Consider the following 21,616-nt stretch of genomic DNA (forward strand, 5'->3'; position numbering starts at 1 on the left):
TTGTTTTTTAATTTGTTCTTTTCTTAAATTTTGCAGTTCCTTCCGGAATGTCCTGTACCGTTCGGAAACCGATGTAGCTTCGTGCAGAATCTTTCCTCTCATAATCCCTCGCACCATTCATCAGCAAATAACCTACATCTTTCCATGAACCACCCCGTACAGATTTACGAACTTCACGATAAGCCTGATTTGATAAATGTGGGTTCAGGGTAGATGCAAACTGGTAAGTTGCGTTATTGTATGGAGATTCCGTCCATTCTGCTACGTTACCTGCCATGTCATAAAGACCGAAACCATTCTTTGTAAACGATTTTACAGGCGCTGTGTAAGTGTAAGTACCCTTTTTCTCGTCTTCAATATAATTACCACGCTTTGGTTTGAAGTTGGCCAGGTAGCAACCACGGTCATCCTGAAGATAAGGCCCGCCCCAAGGGTAAGTAGCGTTTTCACGTCCACCTCTCGCGGCATATTCCCATTCTGCTTCGGTAGGAAGACGGAAGGCCATCGGCTTTTGTTTTTTCTTTTTCAGACTTTCATTCCAATCTGACTTCATCTTAGATCGGAAATTACAGAATGCTCTGGCCTGATCCCAGGTAACGCCCACTACAGGATAGTTTTTGTAAGCGCTGTGCCAGAAATAGCCGTCATAAAGAGGCTCGTTATAAGCATAATTAAAGTCTCTGATCCAAACCGTAGTATCCGGATAAACTGCGATACTTTCTCTCTTCAGATATTTTGCACCTCTGGATTTATCTTTCACTGCAGATTCTATGTCTTCCCAATTGTAGGCATACATAAGTTTTCTACTGTCAATGATTCTTTCGTTATTGATTCTCTCTGCGGGTGGGATGTACATAGACTCTAACACCTCCGCATACTGTGCATCCGGATAGTCAGAAGTTTGCCATCTGAGTGGCACGCTCCAGTCCAGTTTTTTAGATTCATCATAGCCATCTCGTCCGCCCTGAGATTCCATAAACTCCTGATAAGCGGTTTTCTCTTCGCCCGCTTTTTTAGACAGATAAGCAAAATCACCTATTGAAGTTCCATCGCCATCAGAACCACCGTCTCCGGCAGCTTCAGCCAGCAATGTACGTGCGATAGAATCTCTCACATAATTGATGAATACGCGATACTCTGCATTGGTAATTTCGGTTTCATCCATAAAGAACGAAGAAACGGTTACCGTCTTTAGTGTAGCTTTCTCCGGCGTATTGGTGAAGTCCTGATCTGCAAGACCCATCACGTAAGAACCCGCCGGGATAGAAACCATGCCGTAAGGACGCTCCGCCACAAAGGACTTAGACTTTCCTTTTGGTACCAGTTCACCCTTCTGGCCGGGCTTTCCAGCCGTGGAATTGCCACGTTTGGAACAGGAAATGATTACAGATGCCGATAATAATATGAGAAATACTCTTTTCATGCTACTTTTAAAAATTAAGCGGTAAATATATAATTTTTCGGAATGAGTTCGAAGATTTTTTTGCAGAACGTAAAATTGAAATTATTATTTTACAGCCAGCATTTTTTTATTCTACAGTTACTGATTTTGCAAGGTTTCGCGGCTGGTCAACATTCGCTCCGCGATATACCGCAATATAATATGCTAATAGCTGTAAAGGTACGGACGCCACGATCGGCGAGAAACATTCCGAAGTTTCCGGGAACTCAATCACATAGTCTGCCATTTGCGCAACCTGTGTATCGCCCTGGTTCACCACTGCGATCACTTTTCCTTTTCTGGCTTTGATTTCCTGAACATTACTTACGATCTTATCGTAATGGCCCTGTTTTGGCGCAATGATCACAATCGGCATGTTTTCGTCGATCAATGCGATCGGGCCGTGCTTCATCTCTGCTGCCGGATAACCTTCAGCGTGGATGTAGGAAATTTCTTTAAGCTTCAAAGCACCTTCAAGTGCCGCCGGGAAGTTGTATCCACGACCTAAATAAAGGAAGTTTTGCGCATCCACAAACTGCTTCGCGATTTCCTTCGTAATTTCGTGGGTTTGCTCCAGAACTTCTTCGATCTTTTTAGGCAATGCATCCAGTTCAGTAATCAGTTTCATGAATTCCTGGTTGCTCAGATGTCCGTTGTGTTTACCAAGCTTCAGTGCGATAAGAGAAAGGATGGTAAGTTGTGCTGTAAATGCTTTTGTAGAAGCCACACCAATTTCCGGTCCTGCGTGGGTATAAGATCCCGCGTCAGTAACCCGCGCGATGGATGAGTCTACCACATTACAGATACCATATATAAATGCACCTTTTTCTTTAGCCATTTTTATAGCTGCCATGGTATCGGCTGTTTCACCTGACTGAGAAATAGCGATCACCACATCTTTTTCGGTAATAATCGGATTTCTGTAGCGGAATTCCGAAGCATATTCTACTTCTACCGGTATCCTTGCAAATTCTTCGATCAGGTATTCACCGATAAGTCCCGCATGCCATGAAGTCCCACATGCGATAATTGTAATTTTCTGTGCCTGATTGATTCTTTCAAGGTGATCCCAGATTCCGGCCATCTTGATGATGCCTTCGTCTACTAAAAGTCTTCCGCGTAATGTATCGTGGATAGATTTCGGCTGCTCAAATATTTCTTTAAGCATAAAATGCTCATAACCACCCTTTTCAATCTGCTCAAGGCTCATTTTAAGTTCCTGAACTGCGGGAACTATCTTCAGGTTATCCTGAATATTTCTGATGTCAACACCATTTTCAAGCGAAATGGTAGCCATGTGGCCTTCTTCCAGATACACAGCCTCCTTGGTGAATTCCACAAATGGACTCGCATCCGAAGCGATGAAAAATTCCTTGTTTCCAAGACCGATCGCAAGCGGTGAACCAAGTCTGGCAACCACCAATAGTCCCGGATAATCATCATGCATCACGGTGATCGCATATGCGCCATATACTTCATTCAAAGCAAAACGCACAGCCTCAGGAAAATCAGTTTCAGGATTTGTGTCCATGAAATACTGAATCAGGTTTACCAGGATTTCCGTATCAGTTTCGGACTGGAAGGTAAAACCCTTCTCCGTCAGCATTATTTTGATGGTATCATAGTTCTCGATGATCCCGTTATGTACCAATGCAATCTTTCCGTTATTTGAAAGATGTGGGTGAGAATTTCTGTCACTCGGCACCCCGTGCGTGGCCCAGCGGGTGTGGCCCATACCTACGTTAGCCTTCCCCACAAGATTTCCTGAAATAGCCACCAAATCATCTACTTTACCTTTGGTTTTTGCAACCTGAAAAAGATGATCCTCCTTACCGTCGAGCACAATACCAGCACTGTCATAGCCACGGTATTCCAATCGGCGCAAACCGTTTATCACCACTTCATAGGCGTCCTGAAAACCTGTATATCCTACAATACCACACATATTACTTAATTTTTTTTAGAATGAATGAAAATTTACTTTTTGCCGTAGGTAACGACAAGTTTAGCTCCGCGATCATCTCCCGGACGTGTACCTACCAAAACTACACGGTTCGGTGTATAAGCTCTGGTATTGTAAGTTTGGGCGAATTCAGGCTGAACAAGACCCGCCAATCCTCCTGACGCATCAGTAGTATAAGTACCGACATTAATTATAAGATCTTTCGGCTCTACATTTTTCTCGATGATATTCTTTAAAGTTTGCGTTATCGCAATATCATAATGAGCAGGATTTTTATCTAAATCAAAACCTTTCACAAGACTGAAATTCGGTGCGTACGCAAGCGTCGTCATATCCTCCAGGAAGGTATCCAATCCCTGCTGTTTCACCACGAAATAATTCGGTTTCTTAAAATTATTATTCCATGCATTAACATCTGTGTACAAACGAAGTTTCGCAGATACAATCCCGATTTTCTCGTTGTTGAACATATCACGAAGTACAGCAATATCACTGGCGCGGATTTTTAAACCAACTCCCGGCCCACCCATGCCCTGTGCGAAGACAGTTGGCTCGCCATCTACCATATTCTGTGGTTGAACGATTGCTGCAGAAGGCGTATTGGTACGATCAAAAGTAATTTGGTTGAAATGTGCGTTTGCAGCACCTAAATCCAGTGCGAATGTCGCGGCTTCGCGTTCACCTGTAGTTGTTGCCGCCTTATTTTTCTTGTAATAAAGGTTTATGGTCACAGAGTTCGGGTCGAAATTGAAAAGATAACCGTCATTCTCATCTACCGACAGCTTTACGCCGCGGAAATAACGGATAAAAGAAGCAGCATCTGCCAAATCTGCGGCGCTGGCTTTAATGATCTTATTCTGAAAAAATGTAGAATCCAATGGGATGCGGAGATTAGCGTCCCGGTTGAAAAGTTCAGAATTATCCGAATCACGTGTAATTTTAACCGAGCTGATGTCACCATTGAACGCACGGCCTCCGATGACAGAACCGGTAGACACCTCTTTATTTGAGTAGGCGGCGTCTGTATTAGCGAATAGAAACTGCGTTACTTCCTGAACTTTAATATTAAAGATCGTTTTACCGTTTAGTTTGGTCTGGCCATATTTTAATATCGGATATGTGTTTACCATTTTTTTGGCTGGCAGTGCGCCGTCTGGATAGATATAATCTTCCTGTGTAGTAGTACGCACAGAATCTGAAGCATAAAGCGGTTTAATTACAAGCACTGCGGAATCCAACACCGGGTTTGTCCCGAAATCAGGGCTATACGCCGAAAGTCTTACCTGAGACACATAACTGGATTTCTGAAGCCCAAACTGCGGTTCACGGAACGCGCCTAATGTTGCGCTCTGGAGCCTCGTAGCATCCGTACGGATAGAATCGCTGTTGAGCACGCCCGGTGTACCATTGAATACATTGTACGCGATCACGTCAAAATAATCTTCGTTTCCGGTGGCACCATTCTGAAAAAACTGAGACCCGAGCTGATCAGCATCGGGTTCGCAATTCCATAAAATAAAGCTTCCTATTAGCAGTGACGCTACAATATTCAGCAACTTTGTGAATTTTTTTATCATTAAAGTAAAGTTGATTTTTTTTAGTATAATTTCTCGATAGAATCCGCCTCCAAATAGTCGAATTTCTGCGCAGTACTGCTGTTGAAAGCCTCTTCCAGACCATCCTGAAGAAACTCATCGCCTTTCACTACTACGTCTACATGATTCATGCTCTCTATAACAAACTGTCTGAAACTAGGATTGCTAAACGCATTTAGTGACTTAATATTGTCAAATTTCAGTTTTTGCTCCACAGACGCGTCCAGTGGCGCATCATCTTCGTTGTAAACCGATAGAATGATCTTGGTATCTTTAAAATAGGCATCGTTCTTATAGAAAGTCTTCAGATAAAGCGGCACGAAAGACGCCATCCAGCCATTCAGATGAATCACATCCGGCACCCAGTTGAGTTTTTTGATGGTCTCTATCACTCCACGTGCAAAGAAGATTGCGCGTTCATCGTTATCTGAAAAAGGCTCGCTGTTGTCGTCAAGATAAAACTGTTTTCTCTTGAAATACTCATCATTATCAATGAAATAAACCTGAAGACGCTCACCCGGCAAAGAGGCTACTTTGATGATGAGAGGCTGATCAAGGTCATTGATGATGATATTCATGCCGGAAAGGCGGATCACCTCGTGCAACTGAAATTTACGTTCGCTTATTTGCCCAAATCTAGGCATGAAAACACGTACATCGTGGCCTTGTTGGTGCATTTTCAGCGACATTTTGTTTACCGTAGTCCCGATGTTGCTATCTTCCTGATACGGAAACATTTCTGTGGTAACGTACAATATTTTTTGATTCGACATAAATTCAATCGTTGTTCTAAGATATAGGCAGAAAATTCTGTTGCGCAAAATTACGAAATTTTAAACGAATAATTTTTAATTAACAAATTTTAATAAATGTTGTGGCAATGCAGGTTTTGAAGAGTAAAAATTCCGTTATCAATAAAGCATTTTTTGTGGAAATGGTTACTTTTACAAAAATTATAAGGCCATGCGAATTATCAAACGTAAAAAAGATATTGAAGCTTTCGTGGAGCGAAACAAAGAAATGGGTCTGAAGATCGGTTTCGCGCCTACCATGGGTGCGTTGCACGCTGGACATATCTCGCTTTACGCTGCGGCAAGAAAAGAAAATGACCTTGTGATTTCGTCCATTTTTGTAAATCCAACACAGTTTAATAACCCCGAGGACCTGGAAAAATATCCGCGCGATGTGGAAAGTGATTTGCAGCTCCTCCGAGAGGCAGGTTTTGTGGATGCGGTCTATCTGCCGGAGATCGCTGATCTGTATCCGGAGGGATTGGTAACGAAAAACTACGATTTTGGAGGACTTGAAAATGAGATGGAAGGGAAATTCCGTCCGGGTCATTTTAATGGCGTCGGGACGGTGGTGGAAGAACTTTTCAGGCAAATAAAACCGGATAACGCCTATTTTGGAGATAAGGATTATCAGCAGCTCGCGATCGTTAAAAAACTCGCGGCGCAGGTCAATCCACAAATTTCGATTCATGGTGTAGGTATTCACCGCGAAGAAAACGGTCTGGCGATGAGTTCTCGCAACCAACGGTTAACAGCCGATCAGCGTGCGGCGGCGAAACTTATATTTGAGACTTTAAACAAAGTAAATGATTGGTTTCGAATTATTACGGTTCCGGAAATCAACAGACGCGTGAAGGCAATTTTCGAGGCGGAAAAAGACATGCAGCTCGAATATTTTGAGATCGCTGACGAAGAAACATTGCAGCAAACCGATTTCTTCTACAAAGACCGAAGCTACAGGGCATTTTTGGTAGTCTTTGTAGGTGATGTGCGTCTGATTGACAATTTACACCTCGACTGAGACCTCTAAAAACGCCAAAAGTCTCCCCGATAGAGAAGACTTCTGATCACCAAATCACAAAATATTAATATGAAAAAAACTACTCCGAGGAGTAAGTAGTGACCCGGCTGGGATTCGAACCCAGGACCCATACATTAAAAGTGTATTGCTCTACCAGCTGAGCTACCGAGTCATTGAAATCACGGATTTTAAACTATAAATTTCAGATTATCCATGCCGAAACATGAAAAACAAAAATTATTAATTTAAAATTTAAAATTCAACATTTAAAATTTTTATGGTGCCTGCGACTGGACTCGAACCAGCACATCCGTAGGAAACCACCCCCTCAAGATGGCGTGTCTACCAATTTCACCACGCAGGCAAAAAAAAATTCCGTCTCGTCTTTGATATGCGAGACGGAATTTTAGTTGTGACCCGGCTGGGATTCGAACCCAGGACCCATACATTAAAAGTGTATTGCTCTACCAGCTGAGCTACCGAGTCGGCCACTTTACTAATACAGTCATTTTGCTCGAATAATCGGCAGGAATGCTGTGTTTTAAAGTGGTGCAAAGATAGGTGTTTTTTTAAAATCTCAAAATTTTTTTAGTAATTTGTATAAAATTCAAAGATGATAATTACACTCGTCGGATACATGGGAAGTGGTAAATCTCACGTTGCCAAAGTTTTGAGCCAAAAACTACAATTAAAAATAATTGACCTCGACAGAGAAATTTCTTTGAAAAACAAAATGACGATCCCTGAAATCTTTGCCAAAAAAGGCGAAATCTACTTCCGGAAGCAAGAAAGAGAAACGCTGCATGCGCTTTTGAACACATATTCAGCAGGGATTTTGAGTCTGGGTGGAGGCACACCATGCTTTTATGATAATATGGAAACCATCAACCAGTCGACCGAAAGCTTCTTCCTGCGCGCGTCCGTCGGGACACTGGTTACGCGTCTTTCCCCGCAAATGGATAAAAGGCCGCTAATTGCGCACCTCAATCCTGAAGACCTGCCCGAGTTTATCGCAAAACATCTTTTTGAGCGGAATGTGTACTATTCTAAGGCTAAATTCACCATTACAACGGACGGGAAAGCCCCTGAACAAGTCGCGGACGAGATTTGGGCGCTGGTTTAATCGTCCCCGTCATCAATTCCGGTGAAAAACATATCCCAATCTGAATCTTCGCCGGTCGTTTCCGTGTCGTTTTCAATGAAATCATCCATGCTGCGGCGGTCTTTCTTGGTTGGGCGGCCTTCGCCACGGTTGCGGTAATAGTCCTGGTTCAGGTTTCGGAGTTTCAGGATTTCATATTGTTCCTTTTCGGTTTTATCGGCGATGTAGAGCGGAACAAGCTTTGGCCCTACCCTGCTTTTCGGGATACTCAGTACTGCAATCTGGTAATCGATCTGGTTTTTCCTTACTTTAATGATGTTTCCGGGTACCACTTCGCGGGAAGATTTTACGGTAGTACCTGCAATGGATACGCGGTTCTTTTTTATTTCGTCTGCAGCTATACTGCGTGTTTTGTAGAACCTTACACACCATAAAAATTTATCGATTCTCATAATTTATTTATACTTTTGCTGGATTAAAATTTTAGCAATTTAACGATATTCTTTAAAAATGAAAAAAATATTCCTCGGTATCGCCATAGCAACTCTTGCCCTGAACTCCTGCCGGAAAGATGAAGGCGTGGAAACGGTGGAAGAGGTCAGCATCGAGACCCAAAACTCTTATGATGACCAGGCAGCTACCGCTTTTCTTGATACACACTACCTGGATACCAAAGGAAATATAAAGCCTTACGTTGCCACAGATACGGTGAATGTAAAACTTGCTGACCTGAACCCTGTAAAACTGCCTTCAGGCGTGATTTATGTGATGAGACCCGGCGCCCAACCCACAGACGGGACGCCAATCGGGCAATATGATATCATCCGTTTGATGAGCAATACTACCACTTATGTCGCTACAAATACGGACAACAAGATAGCTTTCAGTTCGCCATCCGGATTTAAAAATACAATTGCGGGATCAGGCCTACCAGAGGTAGATCCAGCATACTATTACGTAAAAAAATCGGTTTTGCAGAACGCTACTAGCGAGATAGCTAAGCAACGCAGCTTTTATGAAATCGAAGGATTCCAGGAAGCATTAAAAAAATTCCAGGCGTTTAACATTCCGGACGAGAGCAGCTATAACCTGCAGGGTGTGATCATCGTACCCTCAAGGGCTGCATTTGCACGTGACCCACATTATAACTATACCGGATTTTCTTACCGTAACAGAAGTTTCGTGTTCAACTTCCAGGTGTACAAAACAACGCCGGTTGCTGAAGAAAGATAATACTACGATATCATATAACATAAAAAAGTTCCTGCGGGAACTTTTTTTATTCGTAGATCTGCTGAATGATGTCTAATGAGTTCGGGACAGTAAAACCCGCGAAGTGCAACTTATAATACAGCATAACAGAATCCAGAAACTGCCGGCGGAGTGACCTTTTGAGAGTTACGCTGTAGATATCTTCCGTTTCGGTGAAATGCTTCCAAACCGCCGATATTTCTTCATCAAAGAATGAATGGGATTGTTCAATGCTGAAATTACCGGCTTCCGGATCGAGAAAGTGCCCATTACCGGGAAGTGGAGAAAGGCCTTGCTGGGCGAGGATTTTGAATATAAATGCAGGATAAGATCCGGCATTTCCCTTGTAGAGCTCCCTTAAAAACGTTTGAATCTCAAAGAATGCTGAATTTCGGTGAGTTTCGTCGCGCAAAACCTGATTGAGAAAATCTGATACAAACAGCAAAACCGTGTTTGTCTTCACATCGCTGAAATCGTAATCCCGTTCGAGCATTTCTATTTTGCTGACATTCGGCATGCCACCGCCGGTTTTCTTTGCCAGAATGGTGATATTGAGTCGGTTTAACGGAAAAAGATATGCTTTCTTTTTGTTCCGGGAGCTATACAATCCTTTCGCGAAAAAACTCTGGTATCCCGACTCCGCTGAAAAACAGTGCAGGATCGCATCGTTATCGCCAAATTTCACATAAGAGAGGAGAAAGCAGTTGACATTCTGCATCAGTTCACAACGGCAATTTTCGCTGTGGCAGTATCAGTTCCGTCCGCATTGGTCATCAACACGAAGTAGATGCCGGAAGCCACACGTACACCACGGTGGTTGTTCAGATTCCATTCATAATAACCTCCGCGAGAAACCGCCTGGTGAACAAGATTTCCGGCTGCATCGGTTATCCTGATGTTGGTTTTTTCAGCCAAGCCGCGGATGCGAACGTTGCCTTTGTATTTCGAATAAACTACGGGATTTGGATATACCAATACGTCGCCAAAATTTTCGGTAACATCCAGTACATCGCCCTGGTAAACCATCACACCGTCAAGGGTTACGAAATATACCTTCCCGGTTTTATTGTCAACTTTAATATCGGTAACGCTGTTATTCGGTAATGGAGAATTTTCTTTGGTGAAATGTTTGATGGTCTGTTCGCCAGTAGAACTTAGGTAAAAAACCCCACCACCATTGATTGAAACCCATTTTTGATTACCGGAATCTACCTCAATTTGCAGCACGCCACTGTCACGGAATAATTCTTCACCCAAGCCGTTTTCTTCGATGATCACAGGTTCCACCGCCGGGCTGTTTCTGATGTTTGAAGCTGCCGATGAAAGTACGCGCAAGCCATTATCAGTACCAATCCATGCATCACCCGTTTTGTCAATCGCTACGGATAAGACGCCTTCAGAATTGGAAGGTAAACCATTATTTACTCCTACCACGAAAACCTCATCGTCATTTACGGACGTGGTGCCTTTGTAATCTGTTGCAGTAATACCATTTACACGTGGTAACGGAATCCAGATCAAACCTTCGGATATGATCGGTTTTTGCACGGCCGCGCTTATTTTAAGACTTTTATATCTGAATGCATCAGCAGCACGGTCATACGACATCAAACCTGCGGAACCAGCCGGATTTTCAAGTGTTAGGAAAGCAATCGACCCATATAGATTGTTTTTGTCATCAAAAACAAGTCCCATAGGTCTGTTAAAATAAACATCCTGACCTGTTTTGTAAACATTTATAAATTCATAATCTTTAGCAGAAGCGTTATATTTCATCTTATAAACTCCCTGGCTACCAGAAGGAATAAAGTTCGTGAAAAAAACTTCGTCGGTATCAGCGGGGTTTGCGGCCACATCCATCACGTTGAAAAGCATTCCGCTTGTCTTGAAATATGACGGATAAACCCATTCCGAACCGGTGTAGTGATAAAAACCTAGATTCAGAGGATGCGGTGCAGCATCATTGAATCGGTTGGTACGGTTACCTGTTGATAACCAAATCTTGTCATTCTGCAGGTTGATTTTATATGCAGTATTGTTGTAGGGACCATCCGGTTTTATTAGATCGCCGCTTTCAGTTTTAATTCCTGAACTTTGCGTACCTGCATAAATATTTCCCTGTGAGAAAAAGCCTGTATTGAGGGTCTCGCCGGCCTGATAAGTTTTAATGAAGGTTCCATTATTCCCGAAAACTGATATTGCCGCATTGTCTGTCACGATGATGTTTTCCGCGGTTACGGTTACATCACGAATCGCTGCAAAACTTTGCGGAATAGCACTGAATGAAGTTCCTGAACCATATCTCACGCTGTTGGCATCCGAAAATGCAATCACACCGCCATTTGCGAGTTGTGTCATATTTCCGGCTGCAACATTAGTCCAGGTCGAATAAATGGCAAAAGTGGTATTGATCTCGTGTGATTTCAGGCCAGTAGCAGTCGCGGCATACACCGTATTGTCTTTGATGACTGCTTCGCGGGACGCTTCGTAAACACCGCTGCTGTTTGTAAAAAAGGCTGAATCACCAAATTCTTTGCGGTCAAGCCTGAAGACAGATACGCCGTAACCCACAGAAACCACCGCAAGATTACCGGTGATGGATATGTGATTGATTTTTTTATCGCCATTATACCCGGTCGCCAGCGGAATATCTACCACATAGGTGATACCGTCCGGAGAGATGACATCCAAAGAACCGTTGCGGTAACCTACAAGACCGATTTTAGTCTCCGGGTTGTAGTCGAACGCTGAAATTTTCACTTCATGCAAGCCATTAGCTTTAGAAAGCTTCGTGATCTCACCGCTTGAAGGCGTGTAAAAAAAGATTCCGTTTTCTGTCGCAGCAATAAGTTTTCCGTTGTCTTCTCGCACTGTGAGGACATTTCCGTATGAAAAGAGGTCTGTCCAACGACTTGAAGAGATGACCTGCGCCGAAATTTGAATTGAAACAATCAGCAGCAGAAACGGTAGTATTTTTTTCATCAGTGGTTTTGCGGTATTTTATAAAGCTTAAGTGAGTTTTAAAGGCCCAATTAAGCCATAATCTTATCATCTATAACTTGGTTTCGCCAGGAAATATTTTTAATTGATTTATTTTTATCGAAGTGAAAGTCTATTCTTCCTAAAAGCAAACCGGCCCAACCCACCTGATTCACAATCACTTCTTTACCCGAACTGTTTCTGAAACGTTGTGGTTCCGGTAAAAATGTATGCGTATGACCGCCTAAAATCAGGTCAATATCCGAAGTGTTTACGGCTAAAACCTTATCCGAAACTTTTTTGGAATTTTCGCCATAATCAAACCCCAGATGCGACAGGCAGATTACCAAATCACATTTTTTGTCCTTTCGAAGCAATTCTGAATATTCCTGCGCCATTTCGATTGGATCCAAATATTCTGTTTCGCCATAGCTTTTCTTGCCAACAAGGCCTGCAAGCTCAATTCCCAATCCGAAAATCCCTACTCTGATGCCGTCTTTATTGAAAATCCGGTATGGTTCCGTCTGGCCCTCAAGAATAGTATCCGAAAAATCATAGTTTGAACAGATGAACGGAAATTTAGCGTGAGGACGCACATTTTTAAAACCTTCCAGACCGTTATCAAAGTCGTGGTTACCCATCGTAGCGGCATCATAGCCCATCATGGACATCAGTTTAAATTCAAGTTCACCACCGAAAAAATTAAAATAGGGTGTTCCCTGAAAAATATCGCCCGAATCCAGCAGAAGAACGTTCGGTTCTTCGTGACGGATCTTCTGGATAAGTGAAGCTCTTCGCGCAAAACCACCTTGGTTCGGGTTTTTACTGTAGCTCGAGTCGAACGGTTCAATTCGGCTGTGCTGATCATTGGTATGAAGAATCGTTAATTTATATTCTGATTTTTCTGCAAGCAAATCAAGGCCTTGCCCAAAAAGCAAATTTGGCGTCATCGCAAGCGCCAATGAACCTCCACCGATTGTTTTAAGAAATTTCTTTCTATCCATCAGTTCTATCTTTTTTGTTTTTAAAATTTAAGCGGATATCAGTTGGCGGTACGATTTCCGGGTTGGCCTGAAACTTTTCCAGAAACAGCTCACGCAGGCGGATACCGGTGGAAATCATCTCTCCTTTACCGAAAAAATTCATATTGTCACCGCCGAGCGCCAAATAATCGGATGTGGCGATGTAATAATCCTTTGACGCCACTATTTCTTTGCCGTTGATCTGTTTTTTGGTGACAGCGCCATTATCAGTCTCGATATAGATTTGCGCGACCGGATTGTTTTTTTGTGTTTTTAAATAATATTCAAACAGTCCTTCCAGGTCCGAACCTTTCAGTTTCACGATTACCACTTCATTTTCAAAAGGCATCACCTCGTAGACGTGTCGGGTAAGGATATCGCCGGCTCCAATTGTCGAACGTATACCCCCGATATTGATGACGGCCGCGTCTACAACACCGGCAATGCCATTACTTTTCGCCCAGGCATCCGCGCCCTGCAGCGTATAATCTGCGAGCAGATTGCCAAGATTACTGTTGTCGCCCTGTTTATTAAGGTCCACCGAAGTGTGGGAAATTTTTGTATTCATCTTGCCTTCCACCTCCCTCTTGTAAGGTTCAATCACCTTCTTGAAAATTTCGTTTTCAGGCAGGTCTGCGGTCAGCGCAATATTTTTTCGGGTTTCTACCTGGCTTACATTCAGCGGCGCACGGCACGCAGCAAGAAGCGTAAAAGCAGAAATAAGAAGCAGAATTCTATGTTTCATTAGATGCAAATCTGTTTTTGCAAATATAAAGATATGAATACAAACGTTACCTCATATCTCAAAATTCTCGCGTTTAATTTTGTATTTTTGAAGAACTAATTACAAAACAATGAGCATATTAAAAGGAGTGGGTGTAGCACTGGTTACGCCATTTAACGAAGATTTGACTGTTGATTTCGATTCGCTGACGAAATTGGTAGATTACAATATTGAAAATGGAACCAACTATCTGGTAGTTTTGGGAACAACTGCCGAAGCAGCCACACTTTCTGGCGAGGAAAAAGAGCAGGTCATCTCTCATATCATCAAAGCAAATAGCGGTCGTGTGCCGCTTGTTTTGGGAATCGGAGGTAACAACACAATGGAAGTAAAAAAACAGATCGAAGAAGCTGATCTTTCGGCATTTGAGGCTGTACTCTCTGTGTCGCCATATTACAACAAACCCAGCCAGGAAGGGCTTTACCAGCATTATAAAGTTTTGGCAGGCACAGGAAAGAAAATCATCATTTACAATGTACCGGGCAGAACCGGACAAAACATTGAGGCGTCAACTACACTAAGGCTGGCAGAAGAATTCCCGAACCTGATCATGATCAAAGAAGCAGCGCCCAACATCCTGCAATATTTCGATATTTTAAGACAAAAACCACAGAATTTCGAATTGGTTTCCGGTGATGACGAATTCACTTTACCGGTCACTTTAGCGGGAGGGAACGGTGTGATCTCGGTGATTGGGCAAGGCTATCCGAAAGAGTTTTCTACGATGGTTCAGCTAGCTTTTGACGGTAAGGTAAAAGAAGCGTACGAGATTCACAATAAATTAGTAGAAATCACCCGACTGATTTTTGCAGAAGGCAATCCGGCCGGTATAAAGACCGTTTTGGCGGAAAAAGGCATCATTAAAAATCATTTAAGATTACCGCTGGTGAAAGCTTCAGACAGTTTACAGGACAAAATAAAATCTGAAATGGCAAAAATCGGATAAGATCAAAGGCTTCTTTTGAAGCCTTTTTTAATTACATTCTTGAAGCAGTTCCTGAAAATAACTTTCACATTTGGCCAGATGCGTCCCATACCACGAGAATGCTTCACCATCAACCAGAATGATCCGCGATTGCGGAAGCTGTTTTTGTAGTTCATCCGCATGTTTTTGTTTAAATGGATACGGTTCCGAAGACAGAAAAATACAATCGGTTTCCTGGAGTTCTTCGACATCCACAATTGGGTAACGTTTTCGGTTTGCAAAAAGATTTTTAAATCCAAGCCGCTGCAGAATCTCGTGGATAAAAGTGTCGCTACCTACCGTCATATAAGGATTTTGCCAAATTAAATAAGCGCAGGTTCTTTCGGAAACCGAACTGATTCCGTCAAAAATTTCGTTGATTTTTGTATTGAAATGTTGCGCACGTTCACTTTCATTCAGAATATTTCCAAGGGTTTTAAGCAAATAATAATTGTCTTCGAGCGTAGAAATATTCGTCATCAAAACTTTAAAGTCCTTTTCTAATTCCTCAATCTGGTCCTTCTCATTTTCTTCTTTATTTGCAATGATGAGATCAGGTTTCAACGACTTTATTTTCCCGATATTCAGATTTTTGGTGCCTCCGATAATCGGTACGCCACAAACCTTATCTTCCGGATGAATGCAGAATTTTGTACGACCGACAAGGTCAGGACTCTTTAAACCAAGATCAAGGAGTGCTTCAGTAATGCTCGGAACAAGCGAGATGATTTTCATGAAAGCAATTTACAACAATCTGCCGCTCAGTAACAAACCGGCCAGAGAGAAGTAAATGACGAGTCCGGTAACATCTACCAGTGTAGCCACAAAGGGTGCCGACGAAGTGGCCGGGTCGAGATTGAATTTTTTAAGTACAAACGGTACCATGGATCCCGAAAGCGTACCCCAAATCACGATCATCATCAGTGAAAGTCCAACGCTGACTCCGATGAACGACCAATATTCGCCATAATCGAACCAACCCATGAATTGCCAAAGCATAATGCGCAGGAATCCAAGGATACCTAATACTCCGCCCAGAAAAAGTCCGGTCACAAGTTCTTTTTTAATGACAATCCACCAATCTTTCACCGTGATTTCCTGCAGTGCCATCGCACGGATAATCAGTGTTGCTGCCTGTGAGCCGGTATTTCCGCCACTTGAAATAATTAAGGGAACAAAAAGCGTCAGGACCACGGCTTTTTGGATTTCGTCCTCAAAAAAGCTCATCGCCGAAGCCGTAAGAAGCTGGAAGAAAAAAAGCAAAATCAGCCAAAACCCACGCTTTCGGATCATCTCAAACCAGTGAGTTTGGCGGTAGGGCTCATCCAAAGCCTCCATACCACCAAATTTCTGGATGTCTTCGGTGTTTTGCTGCTCGATCTGGTCTAAGATATCATCAATTGTCACGATTCCGACTAAAACGCCGGCTTCGGTAACAATCGGGAGCGCCGTACGGTCATATTTTTCAAAATACTGCACTGCGTCCTCCTTTGAGGTCGTGGTGGTAATCGCCACAAAATGATTATCGGTAAGTTCAGAAATCAGGGTATCTTCTTCCGCAAGAAGCAGGGAACCAATTGCGATATCGTCTATCAGCTGGTTTCTCTCGTCCACTACATAAAGGTGGTTCATGGTTTCCATCCTCTTCCCTACTTTCTTTATCTGCTGCAGACAACGCTTCACCGTCCATTCTTTCCGGATCTGGATGTAATAAGGCGTCATCAGCCTCGCAATGGAGTCTGCATCATAGCCAAGCAGTTTCAGCGCGATCCTTCTTTCCTGGGGATTGAGGTGGTTGATTGAATATTTAATGAGTTCATCCGGAAAATCCTCAAACAAGGCCGTCCGGTCATCGGGTGTCATGGCATTCAGGATTTCGGAAACATCTTCGCTACCGATATTGCGGATGGTTTCTTCCTGAAAATCAGGCTCAAGGTGTGAGAAAACGTCAGCTTTGTACTGCTTCGGAACTTTCAGAAACGCCAATACCCGCTCTTTCACGGGAAGTTCACTGAGTGTCTCAGCGATATCGGCAGGGTTGAAAATAAGTTCTTGTGTATCCAAAGTTTCTGGTTTCTGACCATGCAAAAATAGCCAAAATTCTTAGGTATAAAGAATGGCAGTCTGAAGGATGAACTTGAGATTAATGATCAGAGAAAGAAATCGAAGTGTTTTTACGCTTCCGAAGATGCTGCCCGATTAGTTTCAATGCGCCTTCTGTACCGATTTTGATACTGTTTTCGGCGGAACCAAGCATTCGCGCTTTCTTCTTGTACGTATCATAATCGCTTTCAGCGACGAGCTTACCCGTGGAATCATAGAGTTTCAGGCTTACGATTACCTGATTTGAGAAAACGTATTTACCAAAGCCGACCTTGAAGAACTTCACTTTAGGAACTACCGCAAACGCCGCCGTATTCATCTCGCAATACTGTACAAGATCGGGGATTTGAACAGAATCAAAATCAAATGCGGTTTCTACACGCATCATCTTATAATTCCGGTTTCGGGTTACCCGCTCACCTACTGCCTCAAAAAAAGCAGCATATGTGGGCTCTTTCACTTCTTCAATTTCCGGATAAACTGTGGGGTTAAAATATAGTACGGTTTTTAATTTCGCAGACTTTTCGCGGGTGACATCCTGCGCCTGCACCCGGCAGGCGGTAAAAAGGGCAAGAACGCCAAAAGACAACGAAAAAAGGTAGAAATGTTTCATCATTTGCTGTGTTGCAAAAATACAGCCAATACATTTAATTTTAATTAAATTTTTAAGATTTTTTTAACGTTTATAAAACATTCAGCAATAATCATTTAAATAACAATTGCGAGTTTATCTGAATAGTTGTACTTTTGCACCCGTTACATAATAATCATTAAATAATATTGGAATGTACTTAACAACTGACAAGAAGAAAGAAATCTTCGCAAAACACGGTAAGTCTGATGCAGACACCGGAAGCGCGGAAGGGCAAGTGGCTCTTTTCACGTACAGAATCAACCATCTATCCCAGCACCTAAAAGCGAACCACAAAGACTATGCAACGGAGCGTTCTCTTGTAGCGTTGGTAGGTAAAAGAAAAGCATTGCTGGATTATCTGAAGAAAAAAGACATCAACAGATACCGTGCGATTATCGCTGAATTAGGCTTGAGAAAGTAATCTTTCGCACTAAAAAGATAAAGCAATCCCGATAGGATTGCTTTTTTTTATTTAACCTTTTTAAAGTTTAGTAAAGTTCTGCCAGCGTAGCGATGAAATCTTCTTCCATTATGCCAAACTGCGAACAGAAAAGCTGCAAACCGCGAAGATCACGCGCAACATCCTCCTTTAGATTTCCGAGTGATAGCTCGCCAAAGTCTGTGTTTATGGTTATTTCATTGCTTTTCATCTGATAATCTGCTATTTCAAAAGGCAGTTTCCGGAAAAAGACCGATGTCTCGGGAATTCCGTTCTCTAAAACCTGCGGATAAATTAGAATTCCGCCAGGCGTGATGTTTTCAGGAAGAGATTGCCAATTTTGGTCCGTAAAACCGGAACCTATCATCGCAATTGTCGGTTTGAAAGCGGCGGCTGTGTTGATATCGCCGGTCGAAAGTATGAGAAAGTCGCTCCCGTTTCTGGTGTCATTCGAGACCCAGGCGGCATTGATGTCATTAGTCCTGAAAATCTGCTGCGCAAGAATTGAAATTGAAGGATCAGAACATAAAATCACGGCCCGTGTCCGAAAATCTGCATTATCTGTACCTGAAGAATCCCTCATATCTTATCGGGATTCGGCCGCTACATTGGTTTTAATGATGTTTTCGAATACTGCCACCACCTTATTCCAGCGGTCCTGATCTTTCTCGCGGATAAGTGAGGCATCAGATTTACTGCCCGAATTAGCGCCTTTCTTTACGATGATGGCCGTTGCCACACGGTCATATACTTTGTTGTAATCTTCCTCAATCATGCGGAAACGGTTGTCGGAAAGCGCAGTTTCGATATTCTGCAGGTCGTTTTGGGTGAGTTTAAAGTCTTTTTTAACCTTTTTACCCTGGCGTTCGTAGATATAATGTGCGGAAGTTCCCTTAACCCAAAGATTTTCATAAACCGGAAGCAGACCGCCACTGCGCGAATAGCTGTAATCGAAATCTACATATTTCTTCTGCGAAGTACACGCCGCAAGCAGCACAAGCACAAAGACTGCGATGAATTTTTTCATAAGCTGATTTTAGTTAGGTAAAGTCTCTTCAGATTTTTGGGCTTTTAGCTCCTGATCGTAGCCATGAAGAAGGTTGAAATCCTCGGTTTGTTCTATGGCAACCATTATCTTATTCAGGATGGTTTGCGCGTCATCATTGTCGTAATCTATGTCAAGCGGTTTTTTAAACTCCATCGTAGGCTTTACGCCTGTAACTTTTACACGCAGGCCTTTTTTGTCAAATGCACGGCGGAAACCGTTAATTTTAATTGGGATGACAATTGGCCTTTGGTTCTTTACGAGTTTGGCTGTTCCTTTCCTTCCCTGCGCGAATGCGGATGTCGTTCCCTGCGGAAAAGTGATTACCCAGCCGTTATCCAGCGCTTTCATAATGTTTTCAACCTCCGTGAGGTCCACCATTCGGTTTACGTTCGCACCTTCTGCACGCCAGGTACGTTTTACGGTGACCGCACCGGCGAGTTTGAAGATTTTGGTCATCAGACCTTTATTCATGGTCTCTTCGGCGGCTACATAGTAAAAATCTACTTTTGGGTTTAAAAGGTAAACCGGATTTTTAATGGTATTAAGATAACCGTTATTCACCGCGCAAAAAGCATGATACATTGCCGCCACATCGGCGAAATAGGTTTGGTGATTAGACACGAAAAGCACGTTGGCATCGGGAAGATCCACCAGATTTTCCGCACCGGAAATCTTCAGCTTGTTGAAGCCGTTGAAGCGCCGGTAAGAAACCAGTCCCAGGATGAAAATGATCAGTCTTTTGAGAAAATAGAAGGTTCCAAACGCGTCCGTGAAAATATTTTTCTTCGCCATTATCAGTTTAAAACAGTGTGCGAATTTACAAATTTTTCATCAGATTGCTGAATTCGCTCAGAATCATTGAGGTTGCGCCCCAGATAAGATACCCGTTGAACTCTATCACCGGGACCGCGACACCCCGCGAACCGGGAAGAATCCTCATCTGAGGCTTTCCGGCTATGTTCAGCAGCGAATCTACCGGAAATTCAATGAGTTCAGTCGCCTCGCTTTGCTGCAGAAAAAACTCGGGATTCCGTTTGGTGTAAGACACGTAGGGTTTCACATAAAAATTGCTGGGCGGAATATAGATTGGCGACATCTCGCGGATGACCCGGATATAATGCTGCTCAACGCCCACTTCTTCGCAGGTTTCGCGTTTTGCAGTATGGGCGAAATCTTCATCGTCAGACTCTTTTTTACCTCCCGGCAGCGAGATTTGGCCGCTGTGCCGGTCGCGCTCGTTCTCTGTACGCACAATCAGCGGAAAATACCATTGCGAATCTTTAAGGTACAGCAGTATGTTTACAGCGGCAAACTTGGGGTTTTTAGTAAGAATCTCACCGTAAGAATAAAGCGGACGGTAAGGCGGCGAATAAATTGCGTGCGCATTTTCGCCCGGCAACTCGGCAGCTTGAATTCTTTTCACCAAATCTCTTCCGAACGTTTCCATACCTCAAATATAGGCAAAGACGCCCCGAAAAAGTTTTAAAGGAAAGTTAAAACTTCATGATGAGGCACACTCACGACTCATTTTGAGTTGATAAATTTGAAAACCTGCTTGCGGAATTCATCATTCTTTTCAAAATAAATCAGATGGCCGCCATCAATTTCTGAAACCGTCTGATTCGGGAATTTAAATAATTTATAATGATCAGGCCCCACTGCCCAATCTTTTTTGCCCGAAATAACCAGGACCGGAATTTTGATATCGGGTGTAAGCTTCGTGAAATCGCCGTAATATTCATTAATAGACCACACATTATTCCGGAAACCGTTTTCCTCGGGGCGTTCGGCGTCGATTTTATTTAATGCTGCGAAACTTTCTTCACTGTCTGTAAGTAATTTATACAGAAGGTTTTTTTCGCTAAGTTTTCCCATCGCCTCACCAAGTGCCGGCATATGCTGACCATCTTGAATTTGAATTTTGCTGCCTGTGAGCGAGTTTGCATACGCAACCTGACTTTCTACAGAATTGTTCAGATAAAGCGTCGAATTGACCAAAATCAGACCTTTTAGATGCTCGGGATAACGTTTGGCGTAGCTCGCCGCAATGATTCCGCCGAATGAATGTGCCATTAAATATACTTTTTCAGCACCTAGTTTGCTTCGAATGGTCTCAATATCATCCACCATTTTCGCCACGGAATAATCACCGTTTGACGCTGCGCCAGACCTGCCGCTGCCGCGCTGGTCGTAATACACCATCTTTAGCTTGCTTTCGAGCGTTTTGCCTTTCAAATCCTCAAAAGAACGGCTCCACATGCCCGGACCACCGTGCACATAGATGCAATAATCTCCGTTTCCGGAAACTTTTGTGAATAATTTCGTACCGTCCGCAGTGGTGGTAAAGAATTCATTTGCAGGCGTAGGCTTCGGAGAATTTTGCTGCGCATTTAAACTGAAAGGCACGAGCAGTGCAATGAAAAAAAGGTAAAATGTTTTCATCATAAATGGAAGTATTAAATTTTTCCTAACCGCTGAT

22 protein-coding genes and 3 tRNA genes are annotated in these 21,616 nt (G+C 43.0%); 5 read left to right on the forward strand and 20 right to left on the reverse strand.

The features are described from left to right. Nucleotides 1-7: 7 nt before the first annotated feature. The 4 genes from porK to QEP06_RS04970 all read right to left on the reverse strand — a co-directional run bounded on the left by porK (nucleotide 8) and on the right by QEP06_RS04970 (nucleotide 5,772). A complete protein-coding gene (gene porK, locus QEP06_RS04955; RefSeq protein WP_285269315.1) occupies nucleotides 8-1,423 on the reverse strand; it encodes a T9SS ring complex lipoprotein PorK/GldK in 1,416 nt (471 codons plus the stop codon). A gap of 106 nt (nucleotides 1,424-1,529) precedes the next feature. After that, a complete protein-coding gene (glmS, locus tag QEP06_RS04960; RefSeq protein ID WP_285269316.1) occupies nucleotides 1,530-3,386 on the reverse strand; it encodes a glutamine--fructose-6-phosphate transaminase (isomerizing) in 1,857 nt (618 codons plus the stop codon). Nucleotides 3,387-3,418: 32 nt separating this feature from the next. Then, nucleotides 3,419-4,981: a DUF4270 family protein gene (locus QEP06_RS04965; RefSeq protein ID WP_285269317.1), complete on the reverse strand. Its 1,563-nt coding sequence runs from the start codon at nucleotides 4,979-4,981 to the stop codon at nucleotides 3,419-3,421. A gap of 20 nt (nucleotides 4,982-5,001) precedes the next feature. Continuing rightward, a complete protein-coding gene (locus QEP06_RS04970; protein WP_251834190.1) occupies nucleotides 5,002-5,772 on the reverse strand; it encodes a glycogen/starch synthase in 771 nt (256 codons plus the stop codon). Between the two features lie 190 nt (nucleotides 5,773-5,962). Between QEP06_RS04970 and panC the strand changes: the two genes are divergently transcribed. After that, entirely contained in the window at nucleotides 5,963-6,811 is an 849-nt protein-coding gene (gene panC / locus QEP06_RS04975; protein ID WP_285269318.1) for a pantoate--beta-alanine ligase, read from the forward strand. A gap of 99 nt (nucleotides 6,812-6,910) precedes the next feature. On the opposite strand, the gene QEP06_RS04980 is transcribed toward panC, so the two are convergent. The 3 genes from QEP06_RS04980 to QEP06_RS04990 all read right to left on the reverse strand — a co-directional run bounded on the left by QEP06_RS04980 (nucleotide 6,911) and on the right by QEP06_RS04990 (nucleotide 7,297). Next, nucleotides 6,911-6,983 (reverse strand) — tRNA-Lys (locus tag QEP06_RS04980). A 106-nt stretch (nucleotides 6,984-7,089) separates the two neighbouring features. Further along, nucleotides 7,090-7,175: transfer RNA gene (locus QEP06_RS04985), tRNA-Leu, on the reverse strand. A 49-nt stretch (nucleotides 7,176-7,224) separates the two neighbouring features. Beyond that, nucleotides 7,225-7,297, reverse strand: a tRNA-Lys gene (locus QEP06_RS04990). A 127-nt stretch (nucleotides 7,298-7,424) separates the two neighbouring features. Between QEP06_RS04990 and QEP06_RS04995 the strand changes: the two genes are divergently transcribed. Then, nucleotides 7,425-7,934: a shikimate kinase gene (locus tag QEP06_RS04995; protein WP_285269319.1), complete on the forward strand. Its 510-nt coding sequence runs from the start codon at nucleotides 7,425-7,427 to the stop codon at nucleotides 7,932-7,934. Here QEP06_RS04995 and QEP06_RS05000 read toward each other — a convergent pair. Beyond that, a complete protein-coding gene (locus tag QEP06_RS05000) occupies nucleotides 7,931-8,365 on the reverse strand; it encodes an RNA-binding S4 domain-containing protein (protein WP_251834193.1) in 435 nt (144 codons plus the stop codon). The genes QEP06_RS04995 and QEP06_RS05000 overlap by 4 nt on opposite strands. A gap of 58 nt (nucleotides 8,366-8,423) precedes the next feature. Here QEP06_RS05000 and QEP06_RS05005 point away from each other — a divergent pair, with 58 nt between their 5' ends. After that, on the forward strand, nucleotides 8,424-9,146 hold the full coding sequence (locus QEP06_RS05005) for a hypothetical protein (protein ID WP_285269320.1): 723 nt from the start codon (nucleotides 8,424-8,426) through the stop codon (nucleotides 9,144-9,146). A gap of 46 nt (nucleotides 9,147-9,192) precedes the next feature. On the opposite strand, the gene recO is transcribed toward QEP06_RS05005, so the two are convergent. Genes recO through QEP06_RS05025 form a run of 4 tightly spaced genes read right to left on the reverse strand, consistent with a single transcriptional unit; the run spans nucleotide 9,193 to nucleotide 13,910 of the window. Continuing rightward, nucleotides 9,193-9,882 (reverse strand): DNA repair protein RecO, encoded by a 690-nt coding sequence (gene recO / locus QEP06_RS05010; protein ID WP_285269321.1) that lies wholly within the window; start codon nucleotides 9,880-9,882, stop codon nucleotides 9,193-9,195. Continuing rightward, complete coding sequence (gene porZ, locus QEP06_RS05015; protein WP_285269322.1) at nucleotides 9,882-12,146, reverse strand: type IX secretion system anionic LPS delivery protein PorZ; 2,265 nt, start codon at nucleotides 12,144-12,146, stop codon at nucleotides 9,882-9,884. Before porZ ends, recO begins: the two co-directional genes overlap by 1 nt. A 50-nt stretch (nucleotides 12,147-12,196) precedes the next feature. After that, entirely contained in the window at nucleotides 12,197-13,147 is a 951-nt protein-coding gene (locus QEP06_RS05020) for a bifunctional metallophosphatase/5'-nucleotidase (protein ID WP_285269323.1), read from the reverse strand. Continuing rightward, complete coding sequence (locus tag QEP06_RS05025) at nucleotides 13,140-13,910, reverse strand: 5'-nucleotidase C-terminal domain-containing protein (RefSeq protein ID WP_285269324.1); 771 nt, start codon at nucleotides 13,908-13,910, stop codon at nucleotides 13,140-13,142. The genes QEP06_RS05020 and QEP06_RS05025 overlap by 8 nt, the downstream gene beginning before the upstream one ends. 109 nt (nucleotides 13,911-14,019) lie before the next feature. Here QEP06_RS05025 and dapA point away from each other — a divergent pair, with 109 nt between their 5' ends. Continuing rightward, on the forward strand, nucleotides 14,020-14,895 hold the full coding sequence (gene dapA, locus QEP06_RS05030; RefSeq protein ID WP_285269325.1) for a 4-hydroxy-tetrahydrodipicolinate synthase: 876 nt from the start codon (nucleotides 14,020-14,022) through the stop codon (nucleotides 14,893-14,895). A 27-nt stretch (nucleotides 14,896-14,922) separates the two neighbouring features. Here dapA and QEP06_RS05035 read toward each other — a convergent pair whose 3' ends face one another. The 3 genes from QEP06_RS05035 to QEP06_RS05045 form a co-directional block, all read right to left on the reverse strand. Next, on the reverse strand, nucleotides 14,923-15,648 hold the full coding sequence (locus tag QEP06_RS05035; protein WP_285269326.1) for an ABC transporter substrate-binding protein: 726 nt from the start codon (nucleotides 15,646-15,648) through the stop codon (nucleotides 14,923-14,925). A gap of 9 nt (nucleotides 15,649-15,657) precedes the next feature. Continuing rightward, complete coding sequence (mgtE, locus tag QEP06_RS05040) at nucleotides 15,658-16,977, reverse strand: magnesium transporter (protein WP_285269327.1); 1,320 nt, start codon at nucleotides 16,975-16,977, stop codon at nucleotides 15,658-15,660. Nucleotides 16,978-17,056: 79 nt separating this feature from the next. Next, nucleotides 17,057-17,632 carry a pyruvate decarboxylase gene (locus tag QEP06_RS05045; protein ID WP_285269328.1) on the reverse strand — a complete coding sequence of 192 codons (576 nt, stop codon included), beginning with the start codon at nucleotides 17,630-17,632 and terminating at the stop codon, nucleotides 17,057-17,059. 169 nt (nucleotides 17,633-17,801) lie between these two features. On the opposite strand from QEP06_RS05045, the gene rpsO reads away from it, so the two are divergent. Next, a complete protein-coding gene (gene rpsO, locus QEP06_RS05050; RefSeq protein ID WP_251834203.1) occupies nucleotides 17,802-18,071 on the forward strand; it encodes a 30S ribosomal protein S15 in 270 nt (89 codons plus the stop codon). 67 nt (nucleotides 18,072-18,138) lie between these two features. On the opposite strand, the gene QEP06_RS05055 is transcribed toward rpsO, so the two are convergent. From QEP06_RS05055 to QEP06_RS05075, 5 genes are all read right to left on the reverse strand, one after another. Next, nucleotides 18,139-18,672 (reverse strand): hypothetical protein, encoded by a 534-nt coding sequence (locus tag QEP06_RS05055; protein ID WP_285269329.1) that lies wholly within the window; start codon nucleotides 18,670-18,672, stop codon nucleotides 18,139-18,141. Nucleotides 18,673-18,675: 3 nt separating this feature from the next. Continuing rightward, a complete protein-coding gene (locus QEP06_RS05060) occupies nucleotides 18,676-19,116 on the reverse strand; it encodes a hypothetical protein (protein WP_285269330.1) in 441 nt (146 codons plus the stop codon). A gap of 9 nt (nucleotides 19,117-19,125) precedes the next feature. Next, nucleotides 19,126-19,929, reverse strand: a complete 804-nt coding sequence (locus QEP06_RS05065) for a lysophospholipid acyltransferase family protein (RefSeq protein WP_251834206.1) — start codon at nucleotides 19,927-19,929, stop codon at nucleotides 19,126-19,128. Nucleotides 19,930-19,954: 25 nt separating this feature from the next. Beyond that, nucleotides 19,955-20,584, reverse strand: a complete 630-nt coding sequence (locus tag QEP06_RS05070; RefSeq protein ID WP_251834207.1) for an NUDIX hydrolase — start codon at nucleotides 20,582-20,584, stop codon at nucleotides 19,955-19,957. A gap of 77 nt (nucleotides 20,585-20,661) precedes the next feature. Further along, nucleotides 20,662-21,582 (reverse strand): alpha/beta fold hydrolase, encoded by a 921-nt coding sequence (locus QEP06_RS05075; RefSeq protein WP_285269331.1) that lies wholly within the window; start codon nucleotides 21,580-21,582, stop codon nucleotides 20,662-20,664. Between the last annotated feature and the right edge of the window lie 34 nt (nucleotides 21,583-21,616).

Origin of the sequence: Kaistella rhinocerotis (assembly GCF_030243905.1) — a bacterium.
Taxonomy (GTDB): Bacteria; Bacteroidota; Bacteroidia; order Flavobacteriales; family Weeksellaceae; genus Kaistella; species Kaistella rhinocerotis.